Origin of the sequence: Candidatus Hakubella thermalkaliphila, from assembly GCF_013281975.1 — a bacterium.
GTDB lineage: Bacteria > Actinomycetota > Humimicrobiia > Hakubellales > Hakubellaceae > Hakubella > Hakubella thermalkaliphila.
In genome coordinates this window covers 1-23,499 of the sequence record NZ_BLRZ01000005.1, presented here as the reverse complement: position 1 = coordinate 23,499, position 23,499 = coordinate 1, and the positions used below count along the sequence as shown (strand labels likewise).

The following is a 23,499-nucleotide window of genomic DNA, read 5'->3' as shown; positions in this document are numbered from 1 at the left end:
ATCCAACTACTGAAATTCGACCCTTTTTGCGAGCATGCCATTATGGCTGGGCAGCACGATACAAATTAGTATTTTCGGCTGTTTCCCTGCTTTAACTAAAGGCTGGGCACAATTAGGGCTGGGTATTCTTAGGCAGATGAATAGTGAACGTAGAGCCCTTGCCGAGGAAACTTTTCACTTCTATGCGTCCCCCATGTTTTTCTACCACATGCTTGGCGATGGAAAGGCCCAGGCCGGTGCTTCCTGACTCGTGGGAGCGAGCCTTGTCCACCCTGTAAAAACGCTCGAAAATGCGGGGAAGTTCTCTGGTGGGGATACCTGCTCCTGTATCAGACACCCTGAAAGAGATCTCCTCCGCTCCCTCCTCTAGGATTACAGAAACTGTGCCGCCAGCAGGGGTATACTTGATGGCATTATCCAAGAGATTAGAGAGGGATATGATCATATACTGCTCATTTACCGCTATAGGGGAGATATTAGGAGGAATTTTCACCTTCAGTTCAATTCTTTTCTCTTTGGCCTGGGCCCGGAATCGGTCCACAGCTTTCTCTGCCATCACCCCCGGGGAGACCGGACTTTTATGGAGAGGGATTTCCTCTGATTCCAGCCGAGAGAGGTAAAGGATGTCCTCTACCAGATTACCCAACTGTCTGGTCTCCTGGTAAATGCTTTCCGCAAAGCGAGTGCTGAGATGAGGATCATGACTGGCACCCTCCAGAAGAGCCTCTGCCAGAGCCTGGATCGCAGATATGGGGGTGCGGAGCTCGTGCGAGACGTTAGCGGTGAATTCTCTGCGGGCTTTTTCTAATTGTCTCACCTTGGTGACATCGTCCACTACCAGCACCACGCCCATCATCTCATTCCTTTCGGCTTGCAGAGGCGAGACCTTCATTTTCAAGATCCTTCTCCGGGGATCGTAGATCTCCACCTCTGAAAAAGCTTCTTCTCCTCCCAGAGCTTTGGATACCAGCTCCTCCACCCGATAGCTTGGGAACACCTCAATGGTTCTTCGTCCCATAACTCTGGAGGCCTCAAACCCAAAGATCTTTTCTGCTGCCGGGTTACACATAATTATTCTGGTCTGGGCGTCAGTCACCAGGACTCCATCAGCCATATTGGAAAGCACTATCTCCATCGGGGTCTTCTTACCGGACAGTTCCCTCAGTTGGTCTCTCACATACTCGACCATATGATTGATGTCCGCGGCCAGCTTCCCCAGTTCGCTCCGAGGAGTCAGATGAACCCTTTGCTCCAGCTCTCCCTGGGTTATGGCCCGAACAGCCCGGCTGATCTCCCGCAGATCCTCCATCCTCTTCCTGTCCAGGACCAGACCAACCAAAAGAGAGGTGGCCGAGGCAATAGCAGTGCTGCCCAGAACCCAGAGGAGCCAGGCACTCCCGGGAAGGACATGGAGCAGAACCAGAATCAGGGTTACAGCCAAGAGGCTGAACAGAGAGATAAAAAAGCAGAGGAGAGCGGCTTTGCAACTGCTCACTTGCACTGGTCTCTCCTTCATACTGCAAAAACCAGATTTTGGGTCAATTTGCTGTCCGATTTAGATGCGCAGGATGGGGCCAAATACTGAAATTCGGCCCTTATTGCAGGGACGCCATCTTTTGCTTCTTAGTCTACATTTTCCAAGTCAAATCTGTAACCAACGCCCCGTACAGTCTTAATAAAATGGGGAGTAGTAGGATCCGGCTCTATTCTCTCGCGAAGGCGTCGAATGTGAACATCCACAGTTTTGTTATCACCATAAAAGTTCGGACCCCAGATCTGTTCTAAAATTATCTCTCGAGTGAGGACTCGTCCTGAATTTCGTAGTAATAGTTTCAGAAGCATGAACTCCTTGAGGGGTAAATGCAAAACTCCCCCCTGATATCTAATCTCGTGCCTCTCCCCATCCACGACAAAAGGACCCACCGAAAACGATTCCTTCCTCTCCTGATGGGAAGGAGATTCCCCGGAAGTTCTTCTGAAGAGGGCCCGCACCCGAGCCACCAGCTCTCTTATGCTGAAGGGCTTAGTCACGTAGTCGTCAGCTCCGATCTCCAATCCCACTACGCGGTCTATCTCTGAGTCTTTGGCAGTAAGCATAATTATGGGGATGGAACTCTCTTTTCTAACCAAATGGCATACCTCTTCCCCGCTGATGGTGGGCAGCATAAGATCCAGGATAATGAGATCTGGTTTTTGGGAGCGAAATATTTTTAGAGCTTCCGCCCCATCAAAGGCGCGCAGAACTTTATACCCGTCCCTCTCTAAAGCATATTCCAGGGACTCAACGATGGCTCTCTCATCGTCTACAACCAGAATCTTTCTCATAGGTATCCTCTGTTCACCATTATAAGACCTATCATATAGAGCTATCCACCTCCGTCACCAGCGCTTTGTAGCGAGATGGTTACCAACACTGGGCTACAGTAAATAGTTTAGAGAAGCAGAAATACAAAAAGGGGGAACGGCGTCGGTTGGATCGGGCCTTCTTTCCACCTATCGACTTATCTCAGCTCTGGCAGGCCGGAGTACTGAGGAGCCACCCCTCCGCCTCCTGGCCAGAAGATCTACAAAGGCTTCCAGGCGGGTGATGATCCCTGCTTTGCCGGTCTGTTCATCCAGACTCAGGCTCAGGATAGGTAGGACCAGATCTCTGCTCACCCGAGAGAGGACACTCCGAGCGGTGATTTCGGGCATACAGGCAAAGGGAAGAAGATGAATGACTCCATCGCACCCTGATCGGGCGTGAAGCACGGTCTCCCCCACAGATTCCCGTCCATGGCCCCCCACAAAGTTTCTTATATACGGGTATGCTGCCTGGTGAATTTCCTCTCTTCTCTTCTTGCTCTCCGAACTTCGGACCAGATTATTCCGCACCCATTCGCTTACGGTGAGGAAGCGGACTACTTCCACTCCCATCTCGCCCAGAAGTCTTTCTATGTCCTGATTGGCAAAGGGCTCCAGCACGGTATAGAACTCTCCTACTAATCCCACCCTAAGCACGTCATTTCTAGATCTAGTAGGAACTCTACCTATCTCCTGGAGGGCAGCCTTTTGGGCTGTTTCTATGGCCTCCGGATCTTTCGCCCTATCAATCAAGCCCAAAGCTTTCCCATAAGCCCGGGTAGTAGCGCCTTTAGTGAGCTCTCGGGGCCGGACCTGCCTCACCTTTTCCTCCACCTCATCTATGGCCAATATTTTGGCCCAGGTAAGCTGGATGGCCCTGCGGATCTCTTTAAGAGAATTGCCGCGGGTCAATTTGCGAATTCCTCCCAGAAACTCCCGCCAGGACCTTTGGGGTAACTCCAGCACTATCATGTTGAACTGATAGCCCAAATCCTGCAGGATCAGTCGCTGTATTTGCGCATAGTAGCCAAAGCGGCAGGGACCACAACCCCCCAGCATAACAATGGTATCCGCTCCCTTCTCCAGGGCCTCCAGGTAATTTCCCACATTTACCTTGAAGGGAAAACAGATAAACTCGGGAGAGTAGCGTGTTCCCAGAGTAAGGGTTCTCTTGCTGGAGGGAGGTGGAGGAACAACTTCCCAACCCAGACTTTCAAACAAAGTCTTAATGGCCAGGGTAGCCGACCCCAGACGGGGGAAAGACACCTTCATTTTTATCCCTTCCTGCCTCGATGAATCATGTCCAGAAAGGCCTCCAGGCGGGTTACCACCCCTACCTCAGATGAGTGCTCATCAATAGTGAGAAGCATGTAAGGTATGTCTCCTTTCCGCCGGGCCTGACGATATACCATCTCCGCAATCATGGAATCTGGTCCGCAGGCCAAGGAGACTATCTGAATGATGCCATCTACCTCTTCCCTTTCCAAAAAGTAGAAGGCTGCTCCCAAAACCTCTCTCTCGTAGCTCCAGAAGGGGTCTTTAGGCAATCTGGCCATCTGGCGATGGATGGCCCGTGGGGAGACCATATCAGCAGTCCACACCGAAGCTCCCATTACCTCCAGGCAATGTAATATATCTTTGCTCACGTAGGAATCATAGATATTGTAGCCGTGGCCGATAAGACCGATCCGGCATCTGGCCTTTGTGGAGCCATTTTTCTGCTTTGGCCCCTCTTCCTTTCCACTTGTCTCTCTCTTCTTCCCATCCCTGTTTTCCAGTTGTTGAAGAGCTTGAGGAAAAGTCATGCCGCGACTGGTCATAAGCTTCTGGCAGTGGCGGAGTCTTCTCTCCGCTTTCCACAGAGCTCGCCAGAGCCTCCCGAAACTCTCCCTAACTCTCTCTCCACTATACTCCTCTTGCTCAAGAAGTTCTTCTCCGGTCCGGTAATAGGCCCGCAGAGGGGCCAGACATCCCTCCCGGCGGTTGACCTGCGTTTCGATTATAGGAGGAAGGCCATCGATCCCCCGGATAATATCGGGGAGACCCAGAAACTTGGGACAGGTGTAGGTCTTTTTCTCCACGCTGATCATACGGGGAATAAAAAGGTAATCCACCCGGTCCTTGAGATCCAGCACGTGCCCGTAAAAGGCCTTTACCGGGAGACAGGTCTCATCAGATGCTGCCGCCACTCCTGCGACCAGAAGAGCTTTATTAGTGGGACAGGAGACCACTACCTGGAAACCCAGTTCCTCAAAAAAGCTCTTCCACCACGGATAGTACTTGTAATAGAGAAGAGCACGGGGAACACCAATTCTGGCTAGCATATCATTCCTCCCTGGCCGTTCTCTTCATCCTTTTATTTCCAACCTCTGGGTAAGCTCTCCTTCTAACTGCGAGGAGTTGACCCGAGCGTACAAAGTGTAGACTCCGGGCAATAATCCCGTGGCATTGTAAGTCTCTGCAAACCCCATCCCCTGACCTGGAGAAAGGGGAACTTCCTTAATGACCTGAGCGAAGGCTTGGTCCGCCGACCATCTCCATAGCTCCTGACCCTGAGCATCGATAACCCAAAAATCATACATCTGGGCGGAATTGAAGATAATAGTATCCTCCTCATCCCCTATGCTTTTGACCTCTAGAGCCAGCCTGATCTCACCCCCGCTAGTGACATAGGGATCAATAGAGAAGGTAGCCTCAAAATTACCGGAAGAAAGAGTGTCCACTCTGATATCCTCAGGAATATTGTTTTGCCCAGCAGCACATGATATCACTAACACTAATCCTGATACAATAACCACCGTTAATAATATAGTTTTACCCATAAACACTCCTTTAAAAGTCTAAAGAATAGCTACTCCCCTTGATCATATCTATGCTTTCAGGACAGAAATACTTCCTGAAGAAAACGGAGAAGCTCTTTAATCCCTGGCCATATCTCCACCTTCAGGTTTGAAGCTCTGAGCTCACGTACACTCGCGGTACCCGTTGGCCAATCATGCAGACTATTTCATAGTTGATAGTCCCTATCAGCTCCGCTAGCTCATCGGCTGAGATACTCTCCTTCCCCTGATGGCCGATCAGAACCGTTTCTGCTCCTACCTTAACTTCCTCGATATCCGTGACATCCACCATTATTTGGTCCATGGTAACCCTCCCTACTACGGGAGCTCGCTTTCCCTTTATGAGCACCGAGGCCCGGTTAGAGAGAAGCCAACTGTACCCATCTCCATAGCCAATGGGAATGGTAACGATAAAGCTCTTACGGTCGGTGCGATAGGTCAGCCCATAGGATATCCTCTCTCCTTCCTCCAACTCTTTTACAAAACTGACCCTGGCTTTTAAAGATAGGGCTGGCTTTAAGCTTCTGGCAACAGTTTGGGGAGAAGGATTTAGTCCATAAAGGGTTATCCCCAGGCGTACCATGTCCAGATGGGTTTCCTTGAAATTTATGGTAGCAGCACTATTGGCACAGTGATTGAGCTGGAAAGAGATTTTTCTTCTCTTCAAAGCATCTATTATCCGACAAAACGTTTTGAATTGATCCATAGTGTAGGGATTAGAGGGATCATCGGCTACAGCAAAGTGGGTCATGAGACCCTCTATCTTTAGACCAGGCAGTCCCATTATCTTTAATATAAGTTCCTCAGCCTCCTCAGGGTCCACCCCCACCCGGTGCATGCCTGTGTCAATTTTGACATGAACGGGGCAAATCCTGTTCTCCAGCCAGAAATAATCAGATATTCTTTTAGCCACCTCATAAGTATAAATGGTGGGTATCAGATGGTATCTTAAAAGCTCTTCTTCTGAATCCCAAGGAGGTTCACTTAAGAGATGAATGGGTACCATAATGCCCTTATCTCGAAGTTCCAGGGCTTCCTCTACCAGAGCCACACCCAGGCGTTGAACCCCACAATCCAGAGCTGTGAGAGCTACCTGATAGGCTCCGTGGCCATATCCATTAGCTTTTACCACTGCCATTATCTGGGTCCTGGGAGTCAGGAGAGACCTCATGTATTCGATGTTATGGCGGATAGCGCTCAGGTCAATTTCCGCCCAGACTGGCCTATAGAAGTTTTTCATGACTACTTGGTCCCTGTATCATTACCTCAGAAACGTGCCTTCAATCATGTAGCGAAATATCCTATATTTCATTATATCCCAGTTCGGCCTATAAGGGGAGGGGAAAGGAGGACGATGAACTGGAACGCTTTGTGCTGGCACATACGTCAGGGTTCCGTCACCTGTTGGACGGTGCGGAGCAACGTATCCAGAAAACAGGCGGTGTCAAGCATCAAGATTTCTGGCGAGTAGTTGACGGAGCCACATAGTCTTACCAGTTCTCCAAATTGAGTTCCGGCAGAGGTTGCCTTATACTGTTTCCAAATGACGGTTGCTGTAAAACATCCCCCTTTGGGGTATTATACAGCAAAATTGCAGTCTAATTACTAGTTCGGCACCCAACACAGGACTTGTCAACACGCCATTCCGAGCGTACATTCAATATGGAGGTTCAAAGATGAAGATCGAGATCGAACGTGAAGAGGACGGTCGCTGGATTGCAGACGTTCCCGACCTACCCGGAGTCATGGGCTACGGGCAGACTAAGGAAGAAGCCATTGCTAAGGTCGAAGCACTGGCTCTGCGTATCCTTGCGGACCGCCTTGAACACGGCGAAGAGATCCCGGAGCTGAACGACCTGTTTGCGGTTCCGGCATGAGCCAGTGGCCCTCCACCAAGGCAAGGCGCGTGCTCGCGGCCCTGTCCAGGTTCAACACAATCTCCTATGCTGCGCCTGGCGATGGCTGTCAGATTAAGGAAAACCGCCTTTATCTCCAAAACGTAGGTTGCGTAAATATTTCCTCGCTTTCCTCCGAATAAAGAATCCCATAGGGAAACCTTTTAACCAATGCTCTTCTTATTTCATCTTCGATAATTGGCCAAGCTTTCGGATAAGAAACTGCTCTCTCAATGACTGAATATACTTCAACGGCAAAGTCATAACCGAGATTTTTTTCACATTCTTCATAATATTCAATAGCATGACCGAATTCAGCCTCGGCTTCAGGGTGAAATGAGTATCTCATGAGGAGAATTTTCTCCCCAAAATATTGCTCAGTTGGGGATCGCCGTAACCGATCCCGAAAGGGGAAGCATGATTTGCTCCATTCCCCTAATGCCCTGTCAGCTTGCTGCAGGGTAGTTTACAGCACATACCACCTTTCAACACAGCCCACGCTTTCTGTGTTATTATGGCACAACGGGACAGAGACCGCTTGTAGATGACAAAGGCATAGTGCGGGCTAGCAGCCTGCGGTTGACCGGCGCGGTTTTTGCGTCCGCTCCAACCGCATGTCAGGCAGTGCCTTGGTCTGGCACTACGATGATTTGGGCTTGACCTCGAATTCGAGTTGGGAGCGATAGAAGCAGACATCGAACTCCACGAAGAAATTCGTTTGCCCAAGTATTAACGGTACGTTGTTGGTCTTGACCCACGCGAATGCTAAACGGACCGGCGCAAAGTCGCCTACCTGCGCCGTCACGAATAATGGCATTGCATCCAAGCTGCCTAGACTGCCCGCTAACCGTATGTTTGCTTTACGGTCATCCCACGTTGCCCCAAGTCGGATACCAACTTCGTATGGAAACACATTGACGGTTGCGGCACTGTCTATCAACCCAACAACCTCAACATTTTGGCTGTGGGAGCGAAGCACGAGCGGTAAACGCGGCAGGCTGTCAAATTCGTCTTGGGACGGGTCAGTGGTGGAGTATTTGAATCGCATGTTGCTCAATTGCTGTTACTGCCGGCCATTTTCATTGCGTTCATTAGTGCCTTGCCTGCGCCAAACACATTGTAGGGTGTTGGCAAGTAATAAATCCTGTATGGCTCAAAGGGAAAGATGTCCTCCGCCGTATCGAGTTCTTCGGCCAAGATACGAAGGAGCCGAATCTTGTCCAGCGTCGGCAGTTGTCGAACAGCAGGAAGAATCTCGGTCAATGTCATAATACCCTCCTCGTCAATCAAACTCATCACTTCCAGCATTTCGCACTCGGAATCCAATCCCATTCCCACGTTAGGCTGGGGTTCATCACCTTGTGGAAGGGGAAGAGCCGCCTAACTAGTGCATATCCAATTTGATTCGCCTAAACTTCGAGTCTTTCTCGAGGAGTATTATACCTCAAGACACCAGGCTATTGTTGCCGAGGTTGATGTAGAGTTGCTAGAGACCGACGATGAATGGTCGCCTTACCTTTCCCTGGAAGATGCGTACAAGCTCGATGATGTAAGGGAAGCGCTCCGCCGAGGAGACGTTAAGGCGGCAGCGCAGCACGGAAAGGTATACACACTGACACCAGTAGCCATGTAGCAACTGCCGTATAACAAGGCCTTTGAGGCGGACGGCTTGCTTCGCTGCGCCGCCGCTCAAGGCCAAGGTTAGGCCAAATCGTGTATAATTAAAGTATCAGTTATAGTCACGAAATGGATGATTACAAGTTTACGGAATACTTCGAGAAGGAAGTGCTGAGGAAACGGCCATATCTCAAAAAGGAATGGTGCATCCAAGTAATTGAAAACCCTCTCAAAGTAGAGCTTCAAGAGTACAATCGTTTTCGATTCTGGGGCCTGGTCGATGAGCTTGAAGGTCATGTATTACGAGTGATTACTTTGGAAGATAAAAGAACAATTCATAATGCTTTTCCAGATAGGAGGTTTAAGCCATGAAACTTAATTATTACCCGGAGACCGATTCACTGTATATCGATCTTTCTGAAAAAACAAGCGTAGAGAGCAAAGAAATATCAGAAGGTGTGGTGCTGGATTATGATGTCGAGGGCAACTTAGTGGGTATTGATATTGACAATGCCAGTAAAAAAGTTCAGCTTAAAGAACTTACTCTTCGTAGACTACCGGCTGACATTCATGCTGTGGTAGCCTAACAAATCACTCCCGCAGACGGCGTAAACGCCGCCGCTGATTTCGGCGTTATGCCGCCAGTTGCGTAAAGCAAGCATGAGCCGAAACAGCGGCGACAGGAGAGAACCTAATGCTCCATTCCATGATCGAGATCAACGGATTGGTCAAGAAGTACGGTGACCGGGTGGCAGTCAACGGAGTGAGTTTCTGCGTTCAGGACGGGGAAACCTTCGGCCTGCTGGGACCTAACGGAGCGGGTAAGACGAGGACCAGATCAGACTCCTGGCTGTCAACCAGGACCGGGGGACGCAGGCGGCAGCCATCCTCAGGCAACTGGATGAAATGGACCCCTTTCAGGTGGAAACAGCCTGGGAAGGCCAGCCCTTGACCCGGGAGGTGGCGGAGAATCTGATTGTCGAGAAAAAACGCAACCTGGCCCTGGTTTTTCCGCCCGACTTCTCCAAGGTCCTGGAACAATGCCAGGCTGGGCCGGTTATCGTTACTAAAAATGGCCGGCCGGTGGCTGTCCTGGTGTCAGTTCTGGAGGACGATGAACTGGAACGCTTTGTGCTGGCACATACGCCAGGGTTCCGTCACCTGTTGGACGATGCAGAGCAACGTATCCAGAAAACAGGCGGTGTCAAGCATCAAGATTTCTGGCGAGTAGTTGACGGAGCCACATAGTGTTGCCTGCTAGTAGTATGGAAGGCGGCACCCGTCGTCTAGTATCGGATCCTGGAGGGCTTTCTGCCTCTTCAAAAGCACCAGGTAAGTAGCGGATAATATCCGAAGCGATAATGGATCTTGCGCCCAATTCTTCAGCCGCAAGATCTCCAGCCAGGCCGTGGAGATAGACCCCAGAGACAGCAGATGCAAAGGGATCGTTGTGCTGGGCGATCAGCGAGACGATGATCCCGGCCAGAACATCTCCACTGCCAGCCGTGGCCATTCCACTATTTCCGGTAAGATTGACGAAGGAGCGGCCGCCAGGTTCAGTGATAAGAGTTCGTGCTCCCTTCAAAACACAAATAACTCCTAGCTCTGCAGATGTCTCTCTGCTAATCTCAAGTCTCTTCTCTTTGGGGACGGGTCTCCCAATTAGCCGCGAGAGCTCGCCAGGATGAGGTGTAATGATCACTCTACCTGGGGCCTCCTTTAAGATGCTTGTGCTCTGGGTAAGAGCATTCAGACCATCAGCATCCAGAACAATATCTTTCTCCAGGCCCAACAAAATCTCCCGCACCAGCCTCTGGGTCCCTGAATTCTGGGAGAGACCTGGTCCTACCAGAAGAGCATCCACCTCCCGGCCCAGATCGAGGATACGATAGTAGGCCTCATAGGCCAGACTACCATCGGGGTTCTCCGGCATAGGTATTCCCACCATTTCCACCAGGGCGGTACTGACAATGGGAAGCACAGATCCGGGCACCGCCACATAAACCAGGCCAGCGCCGCTGACCAGCGCTGATTTAGCGCTGAGGATAGCTGCCCCGGACATGCCCACGGAACCCGCCACCACTAAAATCCTTCCCACTTCTCCCTTATGGGCATCCTCCTGGCGTCTGACCAGGCTTTCTCCAATTCTGGAAGCAGAGGTGACAAAGATCCGGCTTTCCCGTTCCAGGAGAGCCTCATCTACTCCGATGTCCACCACTTCTATTTGTCCGGCATGGGCAGCTCCAGGATAATTTAGGAGGCCAAATTTGGGAGCCACAAAGGTGACCGTCAGGTCAGCCTTTATGGCCACTCCCAGAATACGCCCGTTATCTGAGTCTACTCCGGAGGGAATGTCTACAGAGATGACCACCGGAGACGGAAAGATAGGACTACGCCCTCTGCCAGGCAAGGCTCTTACATTCCCACCCATGGGAGATAGGGAGATAGGGCTGTCCCCGCCATCGCAACCCGCACCCAGGTATCCTGGCCCTCTTGGGTCTGGCTTCCCGGCAACGTCTCTGGCTGGCTCATGGCGCTGCCTGGTCGACTGCTGTCCGCCGTGCGCTGGCTCAGCCCTTTTCTTAAATACTACATCATTAATTGTCTCTATGACCTTCCGAGCTATCCCTCTCACTTCATCGTGTAATCCAATGCCAAATATGGCATCGATCAGGAAATCTACACTCTCAACTTCCTCCTTGAGTTCTTGAAGATCGTGGTCCTCTTTTATGCCTCTCGGGGAAAGACCCATCCTTTTCACTCTATCCAGGTTGGCCGCAGGATCGGCTTTCAGGCCTTCCTGGCCTCCGATCAGGTAGCTCTTTACTTGAACCCCCCGCAAAAAGAGATGGCGGGCGATGACCAGACCATCGCCACCATTGTTACCTCTGCCACAGATGATAAGGGCCTTTTTGCCATAAAGAGGCTTAAATTTCCTTTCCATAACCCGAACCAGGCCTGCTCCAGCTCTCTCCATCAGCACCAGAGAGGGGACGCCCCCCGCTATAGTCTGCCGATCGATTGCTTCGGCATCTCTTCCGGTCAGGACCCTACCCGCGATCATCCTTCCTCACCACCATGGCCACCGCTATAGCATTTTCTCTGGAAAGAGACAGGCTGACCTCTATGCCCTCCACACCAGAATGCTGGGCATATCTTAAAACAGCATCATGAAGGAGCACGGCGGGACGACCTCTTTTGCTGTTCACAATTTCCACCATCTTCCACTGAAAGCCGTTTAATCCGGTACCTAAAGCCTTAAAGACCGCTTCCTTGGCCGCAAAACGAAGGGCAAAATGTCGGTGAGGAAGTTTACTTTTCAGACAGTACTCGATCTCGGAGGGAGTATAGATAGTGGTCATGAAGCGCTTGTGTCTCTCCAGAGCTTTACGGATACGCTCAACTTCGATTATGTCCACACCCAGGCCCCATCTCTGGAAAGAATCGGTAGTTGTGCTCTCGCCAGTCTGAGACAACCCTTCCCTCCCTTGAAAATAACCCAATTTTCATGCGACGTGGTGCGCCGCCGCGCATGGGCCATTCCTTTGTGCCAAAGGCCATTCCCGGTCACTATCTGAGGCTATGCTGGGGGATTAAGTTGGAGTCGTGCCTCTGCCCTGTTGTAATTGTCCCCATATCGACGCGGAATTTTGTTCCTCTAAGATAAACAAGATAAGACCCCAACGAATGTAAGAGGACCTGCAAATGTTATTAAAACTCATTGTCATTCAAGAGCCACACCTGGAACAATGAAAGCGGAGAATCTATTTCCTAACGCTAATGCTCACTGACATCAGCCCAATCTCCCCGTCCTCACTCTACAGTCACACTCTTGGCCAGATTTCGGGGCTGATCCACGTTACATCCCCTGTTTTTGGCCACAAAGTAGGCGAACAATTGCAGAGGTATTACCGCCGGGATAACTGAGAGCTCCTCCCGAACCTGGGGTATGAAAAATACATGATCCACATACCTGGATATTTCCTCATCTCCCCAGTGGGCTACCGCAATGACGGTGGCGTTACGGGCCTTTACCTCCATAATATTACTAATCATTTTCTCATAGACGCCTCCCTGGAGTGATACAGCCACCACAGGACAACTGGGCTCGATCAGAGCAATAGGACCATGTTTCATCTCTCCGGCGGCATAGCCTTCCGCATGCACATAGGAGATCTCCTTTAACTTTAAAGCCCCCTCCAGGGCTACCGGAAGTCCGAAGGTGCGCCCCAGGAAAAGAAAGTCCGGACACCACTGATAGAGATCCGCACACTTCTTTATCTCATCGGTATCTTCCAGGACCTGAGCTGCCATCTCGGAGATCTTCTCCATCTCCTTCATCAGATCTGTCCGCACTTCGGCACTGAGAGCATTTCTCTTCTCAGCCATATAAAGAGCCAGCAGGTAGGCCACCAGAATCTGAGCCGTGAAGGTCTTGCTGGCAGCCACCCCGATCTCCGGACCAGCTCTGGTAAAAAGGAGACCGTCTACCTCCCTGGTGATAGAGCTTCCCACTACATTGGTTATGCCCAGCACCTGGGCCCCCTTACCCCTGGCCTCCCGTACTGCGGCCAGGGTATCTGTGGTCTCGCCCGACTGAGTGATGGCTATGACCAGCGTCTGGCCATCCAGAATGGGATCCTGATACCGGTACTCGGAAGAGTTAAACAGCTCGGTGGGGATCCTGACCCACTTTTCCAGAACTTGTTTAGCCACCATCCCGGCATGATAGGAAGTACCCATAGCCACAATATGGATTCTGTTCACCCGGCAAAGATAGTTGTCGCTAAGCCCCATCTCTCTTAGATCGACCTGATGGTCCGCTACTCTCCCTCTGAGAGTCTCGGCAAGAGCCACAGGTTGTTCGAATATCTCTTTTAACATAAAATCTTCAAAGCCTGCCTTTTCAGCGGAAGAAATATCCCAGTCCACCTGAATGGAATCCCTCTCTATCTTCCGGCCCTGAAGATCAAAAATCCGGGCCCCGTCTCTGGTTACTTCCACTATCTCGCCGTCATTGACGAGAATAAACTCCCTGGTATGTCCCAGAAGGGCCGGGATGTCTGAAGCCAGAAAATTGCCGTGAGTACCCAGTCCCACTACCAGCGGACTGGCCATCCTGAAAGCCACCAGTCTGTGGGGCTCCTCCTGACAGAGAAATACTACCGCTCCTGATCCCCGGATTCTGGACACGGCTTTCCCCATCGCCTCCAGCAAATCCCCCTGATAGTACTCTTCCACCAGATGGGGAAGAACCTCGGTATCTGTCTCTGAAACAAAGCGATGCCCCCTCTGGATTAGTTCCCGCTTCAATGAGGAGAAGTTCTCTATGATTCCGTTGTGAACCACAGCAAATCTGGCTGAGCAGTCCAGGTGAGGGTGGGCATTTTGAGCACTGGGTACTCCATGAGTTGCCCACCGGGTATGCCCAATGCCTAGCCTTCCCGATAGACATTTTCCATCCAGAGCTTTGCCCAGAGCTTCCAGAGAGCCCTTTTCTTTAATCACTACTATACCCTGCTCACCCTGCTGGCCGTTCAAAACAGCCAGACCAGCAGAGTCGTAGCCCCGGTATTCCAGCCTCTTAAGACCGTTGAAGAGGATTTCCTGACATTCTCTCTCGCCTACATAGGCCACTATTCCACACACGGTAGCCTTCTCTTTGTTTATTTTGTTGATTTCTACTTAAGGGGAGTGGCCAGTTGGCTCCACCATGGAGAAGTGCCTGGCGGTTTAGCGCCCGGATTGGCCTTAAGTGGAGTGCTGAGGCCTCCACGGGTTTCAAAGTGGAGGATGCTGACCCGAGGTGGAGCTAACCGATTACTCCCCTTCTACTTTTCCTGGCCTCTATCCAAATCCCTTGCCAACTGCGCCAGCTCCTCAACAATCCGAGTGGTCTCCTCTTCATCCTCGGATTCCACCATAATCCTGACCACAGACTCCGTACCCGAAAGTCTGGCCAACACTCTGCCCCGACCTTTCAGTTCCCTATTGTAAAGATCCAGTCTTTCCAGAAGACCCGGGGAACTGATAACTCCTGTTTTATCTTTCACTCGCACATTAGCAAGTCTTTGGGGCAGCTTTTCCATGACCTTTTTCAGCTCAGAGAGAGGTTGTTGAGATTCTTTGATCACCTGGAGAAGCTGCAGAGCTGTCAATATGCCATCTCCGGTAGTGCTGTGATCCAAAAAGATGATATGTCCAGACTGCTCTCCCCCTAAAAAGGCGCCTCTTTTGATCATCTCCTCCAGAACATATCTGTCTCCCACCCTGGTTCTTATTACCTTTACTCCCACTTTCTCCATGGCCATGTCGAAGCCAATATTAGCCATCTCCGTGACTACTACTAAAGGATGGCCAAGAAGCTTCTTGTGACGAAGATGGTAAATCAGGATAGCCAAAATATGATCGCCATCCAGAATATGACCCTTCTCATCTACGGCAATCACTCTATCGCCATCTCCATCGAAAGAGACACCAAGGTCAACCTGGCTTGACCTGACCAGCTCCTGAATAGCCCCAGGATGAGTTGAGCCACACTCCAGATTTATCCGGTCTCCTTTTAGTTCAGTATTTATAGCCAGGACCTGAGCCCCTAACCGGGAGAATACCAGAGGAGCAATAGCAGAAGCCGAACCGTTGGCACAATCCAGAGCCAACTGAAAATCTCCTAAATTCACCGATACTGTAGAGAGAAGATGATCAATATAGAGTTCCCCAGCATCACTCTTGTCATAGCATCTGCCCACCCTGACCCCCAGAGGTCGGTCCAGGAAGGGCTGATCCAACTGCAATTCTTCCTCCACTGCTTCTTCTAGCTCATCGGAGAGTTTAAGACCTTCCCGGGAAAAAAACTTGATCCCGTTGTCCTCCAGCGGGTTATGAGACGCGGAGATGACAATGCCGGCATCAAAGCCTTCTCTTCGGGTCAAAAAGGCAATGGCCGGGGTAGGAATTATACCAGCTTTGTAAATATCCACCCCGGCCGAACAAACACCTGAGATGATGGCCGCTTCCAGGAGATCTCCAGAAGGTCTGGGATCTCGTCCCAGAATGATCCTCCCTCTTCCCTGGCCTCCGACAATCTTCCTGGTACCCACAAATCCTAACCTGAAGGCCAGCTCCGGTGTCAGATCCAGATTAGCTATTCCCCGCACTCCGTCGGTACCAAAGAGCCTTCTCATGGTTTATCTCTTGGAGAACTGAGGCCGTTTTCTGGCCTTCTTCAATCCGTACTTTTTTCTCTCCACCATTCGAGGATCCCTGGTCAAGAGGCCCTCTTTCTTCAACGTAGAACGGTGGGACTCGTCGGCTTGCAAAAGAGCCCTGGCAATTCCCAGCGCTACTGCTCCAGCCTGACTGGATACACCTCCCCCTGAAACCTTGACTATTACATCATAAGAGCTCTCCGTGTTGGTCAAACTCAGGGGATCCTTTATCTTTTTGATCAAGGTATCCTGAGGAAAGTAGTCAGCCAGATTTCTCTTGTTGACCGTTATTTTCCCCTCGCCAGAAACCAGCATGACCCTGGCCACAGATGTCTTTCTCCTACCCGTTGCCATATATCTCAATTCTTCTGCCAATGCCAGACCTCCTGGATGTAGTTCAGTTTGCAAGTATCAGATCTTCAAAGATATGGGCTTCTGGGCTTGATGGGGATGATCTGACCCCGTATAGACCTTGAGTTTTCTATACATCTGCCTGCCCAGCTTATTATGGGGTAACATATTCTTAATGGCTTTCTCTACCACAAACTCCGGTTTTCTGGCCATCAGATCTCCGTAGGTCTCTTCCTTTAGTCCGCCCGGATATCCGGAATGATGGTAGTACTTTTTTTGTTCCAGTTTTTGTCCGGTCAGTACTACCTTAGAGGCATTAATAACAATGACATGATCGCCCACGTCCAGATTGCAAGTGAAGATGGGTTTGTGTTTTCCCATCAGGATAGTAGCCACCCGGCTGGCCAGACGCCCCAGTGTCTGACCCTGGGCATCCACCACATACCAGTTTCTACTAATGTCCTTTTCCTTGGTCACATAAGTTTTGGCCAATTTATTCATAAATCCCCTGACCAATGAAGCTCAGTACCTTACATCCCATAAAAATAATCCTCGGGCTTCTGCCGTAGCTCCAGCTCTACGCCTATCTCTGGATTCCAATATTTCTCTTACACCCGTCGGCGCCATCTTGCCCAAACCTACTTCCATTATAGTTCCCACCATACTCCGAACCATATGCCGAAGAAAGGAATTAGCCCTAAAGATTAAAATAACAAAATCTTCCTCTTTTCGACACTCACATTGGTACAAGTTTCTTACGGTATCTGTCCCTTCTTCCTCCAATTTGCAGAAGGAGTTAAACTCGTGAGTTCCTTCCAGGTATCCACAGGCTTCCTTCATACCCTCTATATCCAGAGTTCTGGTTACTAACAAGCATCTCTGGTTAAAGGCGCTGGGGTACGCTCTGTTAAGAATGTAGTACCTATATTCTCTCTCCCGGGCATTTTTCCGAGCATCAAAATCCAAAGCAACTATCTCTGCTCTTTTAACCACAATATCCTGGGGAAGCACGCAATTCAAGGCCCATCTAAATCTATGAGGGTCTATGTCTCTGGTTGTATGAAAGTTGATTACCTGCCAGCGGGCGTGGACTCCGGCGTCCGTCCTCCCGGCGTAGCTAATTTTTACCTTCTGTTGCAGGATCCTCTCCATCCCGGCCAGTAGTTCTTCCTCAATGGTCGCCCGCCCTGCCTGTCTCTGAAAGCCATGATATCGGGCACCATCATATTCCAGAACCAGCCTCACATTCTTGCTCGGTGGATTGTCCATGAGTCAACTGAAACCCCATATCCCTGGTAAAGAATGGACGCCTTCCCGTTCTCCGAAACTTACTCAAATCTCAGACTTGAGGTTCGGTTCCTGCTTCTATCAGTACTGCCAGCCAATGCCGGTCTTACATAATGTCCACAGGCCTGACTTCCCGTCGAACTGACGGTAGTTCTCGCTAATGACCTTTCACCTCCACATATACTGCAAGATTTTAGTAATGTCAAACAGGTTTTAGTGGATTATGGGCCAATTGCTTTGGCCCTACTTCTTGGGAGCGGTCCGCTTCTTGGGCGATTTCTTTTTCTGTGGCTCCAGATCTACCAACTCTAGATACACCATGGGAGCATTGTCGCCGGGACGATCCCCGATCTTGAGTATCCTGGTATATCCACCTTCCCTATTCTCGTATTTAGGAGCTACTTCTTCAAATAGTCTGCGTACAGCCTTCTCGTTGTCCAGAAGCTGCAAGCATCTTCGACGAGCGGCCAGATCCGCCCTTTTGGCAAAAGTGACCGCCTTGTCCACCAGGGAGCGAGCTACTTTGGCCTTAGCTTCGGTGGTTCTAATCCTCTTATGTTCGATTAAGGAAATAGCCAGATTTCTGAGCATAGCCTTTTGATGGCTACTATCACTGCCCAATCGAGGACCCTTCTTAGGTTTAACCATATAAATGCTAATCCTCCTGGTAGGCGCCGGTCAGGCTATAATTTAACTCTTCAGCTTGAGATTCAGGGTCTTGAGCTTTTCCTTAACTTCGTCAATAGATTTAGCTCCGAAATTCTTTATCTCCATCAGCTCCTCCTCGGAGTAACTGATTAGCTTGTCTATAGTATCGATGCCTTCCCTCTTGAGACAGTTAAAGGACCTGGCCGACAACCTCAGATCCTCGATGGCAGGAAGATTGCCATGCTTGAGAAGTAGTTCGCTGGCGCCGAAGACCTCCTCTTCCATGCTTTTGGCCGATAGATTCATCAACAGCACCAGATGATTGTCGAGAATCTTGGCTGCCTGACTAAGAGCTTCGTCTGGCTTACTGCTGCCATCGGTCTTAACATAAAGAGTCAACTTGTCAAAGTCCGTCCTCTGACCCACCCGGGTTTCTGCTACTTCATAAGTAACCCTGAGCACAGGAGAGAAAATAGTATCTATGGGTATCTCACCCACGCTCTCTTTGCCCCTTTTGTTCTGCTCAGCAGAAACGTACCCTCTTCCTTTTTCGACCGTCATTTCCATTTCCAGACGGCCATCCTCATTAAGCGTGGCTATGTAGAGATCCTTATTGACTATTTCGGCTTCGGCCGGAACCTGAATGTCTCCTGCCCACACCACCCCTGGCTTTTTCTTTCTTAAGGTTATCTTGATAGGCTCCTCAGACTTCGACCGGAAGACCAACTTTTTTAGATTTAGAATAAGCTCAGTAGTGTCCTCCTTTACTCCCTCGATGGTCGAAAACTCATGCAGCACGCCCTCAACCTTAATGGAAGTTACGCCATACCCTTGAATGGATGAAAGGAGCACTCTCCTCAGAGAATTACCCAGGGTGTGACCAAACCCCCGCTCCAGAGGTTCGATAACAAATATACCTTCGCAGTCATCTATCTTTTCGATTTTGATCTCCGGTTTCTGCATCAACACGGATGTTTTCCCTCCTGCACTGGCGGCTACTTGGAATAAAGTTCCACGATAAGCTGCTCTCGGACCGGCGCTTTGATCTCCTCTCGCAAAGGATATCTGAGAACCGTTCCCTTAAGATTCTCCCGGTCTACTTCCAGCCACTCCGGCATCTCTAATCCCGAAGAGAGCTCCAGGGCTGATTTTATCCTGTCCATGTCTTTGCTCCTTCCGTCTATCTCGATAATCTGGCCAGGCTTTACCTGGAAGGAAGATATATCCACTTTACGGTCGGAGACCCGAACATGGCCGTGGCTGATCAACTGTCTGGCCTCGCTCCGAGATGCAGCCAGTCCCATCAGGTATACCACGCTATCCAGACGGGTTTCCAGTAGTCTCAGCAGATTTTCTCCGGTTATACCCTTTTGGGCACTGGCCTTCTTGTAATAATTTTTGAACTGCCTCTCCTGGAGTCCAAAAATCCTCTTGGCCTTCTGCTTCTCCCGGAGCTGGATAAGATACTCCGTCTCTCTAGAACCACTACGGCCTTTTTCTCCAGGGACATATGGTTTTCGCTCCATGGCACACTTATCAGTGAAACAACGAGCCCCTTTCAAGAAGAGCTTTTCTCTCTCCCTCCGACATAATTTACATACTGATTCTGTGTATCTGGCCATCTCCCTCACACCCTTCTTCTCTTCTTGGGTCTACAACCATTGTGGGGTACCGGGGTTACATCGGTTATACTTCCCACCTCCAGTCCAGTTGCCTGAAGAGAACGGATAGCCGTCTCCCGGCCCGAACCGGAACCCCTTACGAAGACCTCCACTTTCTTGAGCCCGTGTTCCATAGCCTTTCTGGCTGCTGACTCGGCAGTCAGTTGAGCCGCAAAGGGTGTGCTCTTGCGAGATCCCTTAAAGCCTACGGTACCCGCACTGGCCCAGGAAATAGCATTTCCGCTGAGATCCGTGATAGTCACAATGGTATTATTGAACGTGGACTGGATGTGAGCTGCTCCATGTACGATATTTTTCTTGACCTTTTTTCTGCCAGTCTTCTTCCTGGCCACCTGTCTGGCTACCAATTCCTGACCTCCTCCTACTTCTTCCTCTTCACACCTACCGGTCGAGCTCTTCCTTTCCGGGTTCGGGCGTTGGTGTGAGTTCTCTGCCCTCTCACGGGTAGACCTCTTCTATGGCGGATTCCCCGGTAGGAACCTATTTCTATCAGTCTTTTGATATTCTGGGAGATTTCTCTCCTCAGATCACCCTCTACCTTAAGATTAGCGTTGATATAGTCCCGGAGACGGGTAACCTCCTCATCGGTTAGATCTTTGGCCTTGGTATCTCCCTTTATGGCCGTCTCGGCCAGGGTTTTTCTAGACATAGATCTGCCTACACCAAAAATATAGGTCAGAGCAATCTCAATATGTTTATCTCTCGGTAAATCGACTCCGGCTATTCTAGCCAAGATACCCTCCTCTTTGACCCTATCCCTGTCTCTGTTTGTGACGAGGGTTAGAACAGATCACCAGAATTTTCCCTTTGCGCTTTATAATCTTGCATTTTTCACACATTTTCTTCACCGATGGTCTAACCTTCATTCTTACTCCCGGATATGGGTTCTTTGGCCATGTCTCTACTTGAATCGGTAAACAATTCTGCCCCTGCTCAGATCATAGGGTGAAAGCTCCACCACCACTCTATCTCCTGGCAGAATCCGAATGTAGTGCATGCGCATCTTCCCAGAAATATGAGCCAACACCTTATGTCCGGTATCCAGTTCTACTTTGAACATGGCATTGGGCAAAGGCACCAGGACAGTGCCCTCTACCTCTATAGCGTCCTCTTTCTTAGGAATACTTACACCCCTTCTCTAAATTTTGGCAGAATAGGATTATAACAACGGCCCGATTCTGTGTCCAGTTGCCCTTTTTAGATCCACTTCCCCATCCAAGACTTAGAACAGTTCGGTCAGAATCAGGGGCCCCTGATCCGTGATAGCCACGGTGTGCTCGAAGTGAGCCGAAAGTCTCCTGTTCCGGGTCACTACGGTCCAATTGTCCGGCAGCACTTCCACCTCATAGGTACCACAGTTCAACATGGGCTCTATGGCAAAGACCATTCCCTCTTTTAATAAGGGGCCCTGGTGGGGTGGTCCGTAGTTAAGAATCTGGGGATCCTCATGCATCTCCCGACCTATTCCATGACCCACGTAGTTTCTTACTACGGAAAATCCGTTTCTTTCGGCCACGCTCTGAATAGCGTGAGAGATATCAGAGAGTCTATTCCCAACCCGACAATACTCAATCCCCTGGAAAAGAGCCTGTTGGGTAACCTCTATCAACTTTGTTGCTTCTGCCGATACTCTTCCCACAGGATAGGTCACAGCCGCATCGCCATAATACCCATCCAGTTGGACTCCCACGTCTATTCCTATAATGTCCCCCTCCTTGAGCCTCCGGCTATCTGGTATGCCATGGACCACACACTCATTGATCTCCACGCAAACACTTTTGGGATACCCTCTATATCCTTTAAAGGCTGGAGTGGCCCCGCTCTTTAGAATCAGCTCCTCGGCAAATTGGTCCAATTCCTCGGTGGTGACACCAGGCTTAATAAGGTCTTTCATCTTGGAGAGAACTTGTGCTACCAACTGGCCAGCCTCTCCTATCTTCCTTATTTCGTCCCTAGACTTACAAATAATCATTTTAGATTGTTTAACACCTTTCTGATCGCCTGGAAGACCTCATCTCTGGAACAGGAACCATCTATGTCTCGTACCAGACCCCTTCGTCGGTAGTGCCCTATGACTGGCCCGGTCTGTTTTTCAAAAACGTCCAAACGCTTGTTTACCGTTTCCGATTGGTCATCGCTTCTCTGATAAAGTTCTCCTCCACAGAGGTCACAGCGTCCAGCAACCAGGGCAGGTTTGAAAACAATATGGTAAACAGCTCCGCACTTCCGGCAGACCCTTCTTCCGGTCAGCCTTCTGACGAGCTCCCCCCGCTCCACTACCATATTAAGAACCAGATCCAGAGGCCCATCGCTGATTTCAAGATTCCTGTCCAAATCGAGAGCCTGATCCAGGTTTCTCGGATAGCCATCCAGGATGAAGCCTTTTCGGCAATCATCCTCTTTGATCCTTTCCAGTACCAGAGCAGTAACAATATGGTCCGGAACCAACTCGCCCTTTTCCACAAAGCTTCTGGCAGTTGCACCCAGCTCGGAATCCTTGTGGATAGCCTCTCGGAAAATATTTCCGGTAGAGATATGGGGTATTCCCAGCTCCCGGCTGATAAGATCTGCTTGAGTCCCCTTGCCTGAACCAGGAGGACCTACTATTATGATCTGTCGAGTAGAACTCATAACTCTTACTCCTTTCGAAATAGTTTCATTGTTAATAAATCCCCTCACAGAACCGGACTTGCAGAGTAGGGTCAAGGAATGGCGCCATAGACTTAGGTAGTGCTTATCTGTTTCTCTCCGTTTCCTCTGAGAGTGCCTTACTAGCTCTACCATATCCTGGTCTCCATCCCCTGCCTCATCAAACGGTACGTGCCCTTTTCGAGCATACCGCTTTCCTCTTGCCTTCTTCCGGCAGCATTATGACCGGCAATACTCAATTCGGCCCATTCCTATGCAAGCCAGCTCATAACGCTTGTAAAGAATGTGATTCGGCAGATCCCGATACCTGCCAACCCCTTCTTTCTTGCGCCTGTAGCGTAGTGCTTTCCGAAGACGACTATTGGTATAGGCCTGTAGCTTCCTGAAGATGCGATGGCTGTTGGTATGGGCATAGTAGTTGGTCCATCCCAACAGGATGGGATTGAGCTTTTCCACAATCCACTCTACGGGAAGGTTTTGATACCTCCTTTTATCTGTGTACCAGCGTATCTTGTCCCAGACCCGTTTCCTGGACTTCTTTGTGGGAATCACATAGGTGACATCCTTTTGATGCCTCCTGGAATAGCTTCTCACAAAGTGATATCCAAGATAGTCAAATCCCTCTCTGGCATGGTAAAAGCCTGTCTTCTGCTGATTAACAACGAGACCCAACCCTTCCAGAATGTTTACCACTTCGCGCCATATCCCTTCATCTTCACTCGGGGCAAGTAGGATCAGATCATCCGCATATCTGGTTAGCACTGCATCATACCTCCACCGTCTATGATTGTGTCTTTTGTGCCACTCCTCATCAAACTGATGGAGATATAGATTTGCCAGGAGCGGGGAGATGACCCCACCTTGGGGCGATCCCTCCTCTGGATTGAGCACCTCTCCCCGGTCTACTACCTTCGCTTTAAGCCAGGCCTGCAGCATCTTGAGGATGTTTCCATCCACCACATATTGGCCTATCAGCTTA

31 protein-coding genes and 1 pseudogene are annotated in these 23,499 nt (G+C 50.1%); 6 read left to right on the top strand and 26 right to left on the bottom strand.

What is annotated here, in order from left to right:
• Positions 1–112 precede the first annotated feature (112 nt).
• The 6 genes from HW443_RS01130 to alr form a co-directional block, all read right to left on the bottom strand.
• The gene (locus tag HW443_RS01130; protein ID WP_176235157.1) at positions 113–1,495 is read right to left on the bottom strand and encodes an ATP-binding protein; all 1,383 of its coding nucleotides are present in this window, start codon (positions 1,493–1,495) and stop codon (positions 113–115) included.
• Between the two features lie 128 nt (positions 1,496–1,623).
• Positions 1,624–2,325, bottom strand: a complete 702-nt coding sequence (locus tag HW443_RS01125; protein WP_176235156.1) for a response regulator transcription factor — start codon at positions 2,323–2,325, stop codon at positions 1,624–1,626.
• Positions 2,326–2,493: 168 nt separating this feature from the next.
• The gene (locus HW443_RS01120; protein WP_176235155.1) at positions 2,494–3,615 is read right to left on the bottom strand and encodes an acyl-CoA dehydratase activase-related protein; all 1,122 of its coding nucleotides are present in this window, start codon (positions 3,613–3,615) and stop codon (positions 2,494–2,496) included.
• A gap of 2 nt (positions 3,616–3,617) precedes the next feature.
• A complete protein-coding gene (locus HW443_RS01115; RefSeq protein ID WP_176235154.1) occupies positions 3,618–4,667 on the bottom strand; it encodes an acyl-CoA dehydratase activase-related protein in 1,050 nt (349 codons plus the stop codon).
• Between the two features lie 24 nt (positions 4,668–4,691).
• Positions 4,692–5,165 carry a BsuPI-related putative proteinase inhibitor gene (locus HW443_RS01110; protein ID WP_176235153.1) on the bottom strand — a complete coding sequence of 158 codons (474 nt, stop codon included), beginning with the start codon at positions 5,163–5,165 and terminating at the stop codon, positions 4,692–4,694.
• Between the two features lie 121 nt (positions 5,166–5,286).
• A complete protein-coding gene (alr, locus tag HW443_RS01105) occupies positions 5,287–6,423 on the bottom strand; it encodes an alanine racemase (RefSeq protein WP_176235152.1) in 1,137 nt (378 codons plus the stop codon).
• A gap of 436 nt (positions 6,424–6,859) precedes the next feature.
• Between alr and HW443_RS01100 the strand changes: the two genes are divergently transcribed.
• Positions 6,860–7,060, top strand: coding sequence for a type II toxin-antitoxin system HicB family antitoxin (locus HW443_RS01100; RefSeq protein WP_176235151.1), 201 nt, complete (start codon positions 6,860–6,862; stop codon positions 7,058–7,060).
• A gap of 109 nt (positions 7,061–7,169) precedes the next feature.
• On the opposite strand, the gene HW443_RS01095 is transcribed toward HW443_RS01100, so the two are convergent.
• The 3 genes from HW443_RS01095 to HW443_RS01085 all read right to left on the bottom strand — a co-directional run bounded on the left by HW443_RS01095 (position 7,170) and on the right by HW443_RS01085 (position 8,347).
• Positions 7,170–7,427 carry a type II toxin-antitoxin system RelE/ParE family toxin gene (locus HW443_RS01095; RefSeq protein WP_176235150.1) on the bottom strand — a complete coding sequence of 86 codons (258 nt, stop codon included), beginning with the start codon at positions 7,425–7,427 and terminating at the stop codon, positions 7,170–7,172.
• A gap of 291 nt (positions 7,428–7,718) precedes the next feature.
• Positions 7,719–8,126 carry a hypothetical protein gene (locus HW443_RS01090; RefSeq protein WP_176235606.1) on the bottom strand — a complete coding sequence of 136 codons (408 nt, stop codon included), beginning with the start codon at positions 8,124–8,126 and terminating at the stop codon, positions 7,719–7,721.
• A 5-nt stretch (positions 8,127–8,131) separates the two neighbouring features.
• Positions 8,132–8,347, bottom strand: coding sequence for a hypothetical protein (locus tag HW443_RS01085; RefSeq protein ID WP_176235620.1), 216 nt, complete (start codon positions 8,345–8,347; stop codon positions 8,132–8,134).
• Between the two features lie 118 nt (positions 8,348–8,465).
• Between HW443_RS01085 and HW443_RS01080 the strand changes: the two genes are divergently transcribed.
• From HW443_RS01080 to HW443_RS01065, 5 genes and pseudogenes are all read left to right on the top strand, one after another.
• The gene (locus HW443_RS01080) at positions 8,466–8,711 is read left to right on the top strand and encodes a hypothetical protein (protein ID WP_176235605.1); all 246 of its coding nucleotides are present in this window, start codon (positions 8,466–8,468) and stop codon (positions 8,709–8,711) included.
• A gap of 113 nt (positions 8,712–8,824) precedes the next feature.
• On the top strand, positions 8,825–9,067 hold the full coding sequence (locus tag HW443_RS13750; protein ID WP_176235607.1) for a hypothetical protein: 243 nt from the start codon (positions 8,825–8,827) through the stop codon (positions 9,065–9,067).
• Positions 9,064–9,282, top strand: coding sequence for a DUF2283 domain-containing protein (locus tag HW443_RS01075; RefSeq protein WP_176235608.1), 219 nt, complete (start codon positions 9,064–9,066; stop codon positions 9,280–9,282). The genes HW443_RS13750 and HW443_RS01075 overlap by 4 nt, the downstream gene beginning before the upstream one ends.
• Before the next feature lie 119 nt (positions 9,283–9,401).
• Positions 9,402–9,530 (top strand): annotated as a pseudogene (locus tag HW443_RS13745) (ATP-binding cassette domain-containing protein); the annotation flags it as partial.
• A gap of 113 nt (positions 9,531–9,643) precedes the next feature.
• Positions 9,644–9,943, top strand: a complete 300-nt coding sequence (locus HW443_RS01065) for a type II toxin-antitoxin system Phd/YefM family antitoxin (RefSeq protein WP_176237833.1) — start codon at positions 9,644–9,646, stop codon at positions 9,941–9,943.
• Here HW443_RS01065 and HW443_RS01060 read toward each other — a convergent pair.
• The 17 genes from HW443_RS01060 to HW443_RS00980 all read right to left on the bottom strand — a co-directional run.
• Positions 9,900–11,759 (bottom strand): NAD(P)H-hydrate dehydratase, encoded by a 1,860-nt coding sequence (locus HW443_RS01060; RefSeq protein WP_176235610.1) that lies wholly within the window; start codon positions 11,757–11,759, stop codon positions 9,900–9,902. The genes HW443_RS01065 and HW443_RS01060 overlap by 44 nt on opposite strands.
• Positions 11,746–12,171 (bottom strand): holo-ACP synthase, encoded by a 426-nt coding sequence (acpS, locus tag HW443_RS01055; protein ID WP_176237832.1) that lies wholly within the window; start codon positions 12,169–12,171, stop codon positions 11,746–11,748. Before acpS ends, HW443_RS01060 begins: the two co-directional genes overlap by 14 nt.
• A gap of 337 nt (positions 12,172–12,508) precedes the next feature.
• Complete coding sequence (glmS, locus tag HW443_RS01050) at positions 12,509–14,344, bottom strand: glutamine--fructose-6-phosphate transaminase (isomerizing) (RefSeq protein WP_176237831.1); 1,836 nt, start codon at positions 14,342–14,344, stop codon at positions 12,509–12,511.
• 182 nt (positions 14,345–14,526) lie between these two features.
• Positions 14,527–15,879 (bottom strand): phosphoglucosamine mutase, encoded by a 1,353-nt coding sequence (gene glmM / locus HW443_RS01045; RefSeq protein WP_176235614.1) that lies wholly within the window; start codon positions 15,877–15,879, stop codon positions 14,527–14,529.
• A gap of 3 nt (positions 15,880–15,882) precedes the next feature.
• Positions 15,883–16,257 (bottom strand): 30S ribosomal protein S9, encoded by a 375-nt coding sequence (gene rpsI, locus HW443_RS01040; RefSeq protein ID WP_176235621.1) that lies wholly within the window; start codon positions 16,255–16,257, stop codon positions 15,883–15,885.
• Between the two features lie 57 nt (positions 16,258–16,314).
• A complete protein-coding gene (rplM, locus tag HW443_RS01035; RefSeq protein WP_176233584.1) occupies positions 16,315–16,746 on the bottom strand; it encodes a 50S ribosomal protein L13 in 432 nt (143 codons plus the stop codon).
• A 30-nt stretch (positions 16,747–16,776) separates the two neighbouring features.
• A complete protein-coding gene (gene truA, locus HW443_RS01030) occupies positions 16,777–17,523 on the bottom strand; it encodes a tRNA pseudouridine(38-40) synthase TruA (protein ID WP_176235615.1) in 747 nt (248 codons plus the stop codon).
• Between the two features lie 261 nt (positions 17,524–17,784).
• On the bottom strand, positions 17,785–18,189 hold the full coding sequence (rplQ, locus tag HW443_RS01025; protein WP_176235616.1) for a 50S ribosomal protein L17: 405 nt from the start codon (positions 18,187–18,189) through the stop codon (positions 17,785–17,787).
• A 42-nt stretch (positions 18,190–18,231) separates the two neighbouring features.
• Entirely contained in the window at positions 18,232–19,152 is a 921-nt protein-coding gene (locus tag HW443_RS01020; RefSeq protein ID WP_176235622.1) for a DNA-directed RNA polymerase subunit alpha, read from the bottom strand.
• Between the two features lie 32 nt (positions 19,153–19,184).
• On the bottom strand, positions 19,185–19,811 hold the full coding sequence (gene rpsD / locus HW443_RS01015; protein WP_176235617.1) for a 30S ribosomal protein S4: 627 nt from the start codon (positions 19,809–19,811) through the stop codon (positions 19,185–19,187).
• A gap of 5 nt (positions 19,812–19,816) precedes the next feature.
• Entirely contained in the window at positions 19,817–20,218 is a 402-nt protein-coding gene (gene rpsK / locus HW443_RS01010; RefSeq protein ID WP_275552554.1) for a 30S ribosomal protein S11, read from the bottom strand.
• Positions 20,219–20,232: 14 nt separating this feature from the next.
• A complete protein-coding gene (gene rpsM, locus HW443_RS01005; RefSeq protein WP_176229634.1) occupies positions 20,233–20,604 on the bottom strand; it encodes a 30S ribosomal protein S13 in 372 nt (123 codons plus the stop codon).
• A gap of 19 nt (positions 20,605–20,623) precedes the next feature.
• Entirely contained in the window at positions 20,624–20,737 is a 114-nt protein-coding gene (gene rpmJ, locus HW443_RS01000) for a 50S ribosomal protein L36 (RefSeq protein WP_176229633.1), read from the bottom strand.
• A 35-nt stretch (positions 20,738–20,772) separates the two neighbouring features.
• Positions 20,773–20,994: a translation initiation factor IF-1 gene (gene infA / locus HW443_RS00995; RefSeq protein WP_176229639.1), complete on the bottom strand. Its 222-nt coding sequence runs from the start codon at positions 20,992–20,994 to the stop codon at positions 20,773–20,775.
• Positions 20,995–21,093: 99 nt separating this feature from the next.
• Complete coding sequence (map, locus tag HW443_RS00990) at positions 21,094–21,843, bottom strand: type I methionyl aminopeptidase (protein WP_176236986.1); 750 nt, start codon at positions 21,841–21,843, stop codon at positions 21,094–21,096.
• Entirely contained in the window at positions 21,840–22,502 is a 663-nt protein-coding gene (locus HW443_RS00985; RefSeq protein WP_176235619.1) for an adenylate kinase, read from the bottom strand. The genes map and HW443_RS00985 overlap by 4 nt, the downstream gene beginning before the upstream one ends.
• Positions 22,503–22,739: 237 nt before the next feature.
• Positions 22,740–23,499, bottom strand: a 760-nt coding sequence (locus HW443_RS00980) for a reverse transcriptase domain-containing protein (protein WP_258190437.1), incomplete at its 5' end; no start/stop codon positions are given.

Coding starts and splice junctions, on each gene's coding strand:
- HW443_RS01125 (WP_176235156.1), bottom strand. CDS start 2,325: ATGAGAAAGATTCTGGTTGTAGACGATGAGAGAGCCATCGTTGAGTCC.
- HW443_RS01120 (WP_176235155.1), bottom strand. CDS start 3,615: ATGAAGGTGTCTTTCCCCCGTCTGGGGTCGGCTACCCTGGCCATTAAG.
- HW443_RS01115 (WP_176235154.1), bottom strand. CDS start 4,667: ATGCTAGCCAGAATTGGTGTTCCCCGTGCTCTTCTCTATTACAAGTAC.
- HW443_RS01110 (WP_176235153.1), bottom strand. CDS start 5,165: ATGGGTAAAACTATATTATTAACGGTGGTTATTGTATCAGGATTAGTG.
- alr (WP_176235152.1), bottom strand. CDS start 6,423: ATGAAAAACTTCTATAGGCCAGTCTGGGCGGAAATTGACCTGAGCGCT.
- HW443_RS01100 (WP_176235151.1), top strand. CDS start 6,860: ATGAAGATCGAGATCGAACGTGAAGAGGACGGTCGCTGGATTGCAGAC.
- HW443_RS01095 (WP_176235150.1), bottom strand. CDS start 7,427: ATGAGATACTCATTTCACCCTGAAGCCGAGGCTGAATTCGGTCATGCT.
- HW443_RS01090 (WP_176235606.1), bottom strand. CDS start 8,126: ATGCGATTCAAATACTCCACCACTGACCCGTCCCAAGACGAATTTGAC.
- HW443_RS01085 (WP_176235620.1), bottom strand. CDS start 8,347: ATGACATTGACCGAGATTCTTCCTGCTGTTCGACAACTGCCGACGCTG.
- HW443_RS13750 (WP_176235607.1), top strand. CDS start 8,825: ATGGATGATTACAAGTTTACGGAATACTTCGAGAAGGAAGTGCTGAGG.
- HW443_RS01075 (WP_176235608.1), top strand. CDS start 9,064: ATGAAACTTAATTATTACCCGGAGACCGATTCACTGTATATCGATCTT.
- HW443_RS01060 (WP_176235610.1), bottom strand. CDS start 11,759: ATGATCGCGGGTAGGGTCCTGACCGGAAGAGATGCCGAAGCAATCGAT.
- glmM (WP_176235614.1), bottom strand. CDS start 15,879: ATGAGAAGGCTCTTTGGTACCGACGGAGTGCGGGGAATAGCTAATCTG.
- rpsI (WP_176235621.1), bottom strand. CDS start 16,257: ATGGCAACGGGTAGGAGAAAGACATCTGTGGCCAGGGTCATGCTGGTT.
- truA (WP_176235615.1), bottom strand. CDS start 17,523: ATGGACAATCCACCGAGCAAGAATGTGAGGCTGGTTCTGGAATATGAT.
- rplQ (WP_176235616.1), bottom strand. CDS start 18,189: ATGGTTAAACCTAAGAAGGGTCCTCGATTGGGCAGTGATAGTAGCCAT.
- HW443_RS01020 (WP_176235622.1), bottom strand. CDS start 19,152: ATGCAGAAACCGGAGATCAAAATCGAAAAGATAGATGACTGCGAAGGT.
- rpsD (WP_176235617.1), bottom strand. CDS start 19,811: ATGGCCAGATACACAGAATCAGTATGTAAATTATGTCGGAGGGAGAGA.
- rpmJ (WP_176229633.1), bottom strand. CDS start 20,737: ATGAAGGTTAGACCATCGGTGAAGAAAATGTGTGAAAAATGCAAGATT.
- map (WP_176236986.1), bottom strand. CDS start 21,843: ATGATTATTTGTAAGTCTAGGGACGAAATAAGGAAGATAGGAGAGGCT.
- HW443_RS00985 (WP_176235619.1), bottom strand. CDS start 22,502: ATGAGTTCTACTCGACAGATCATAATAGTAGGTCCTCCTGGTTCAGGC.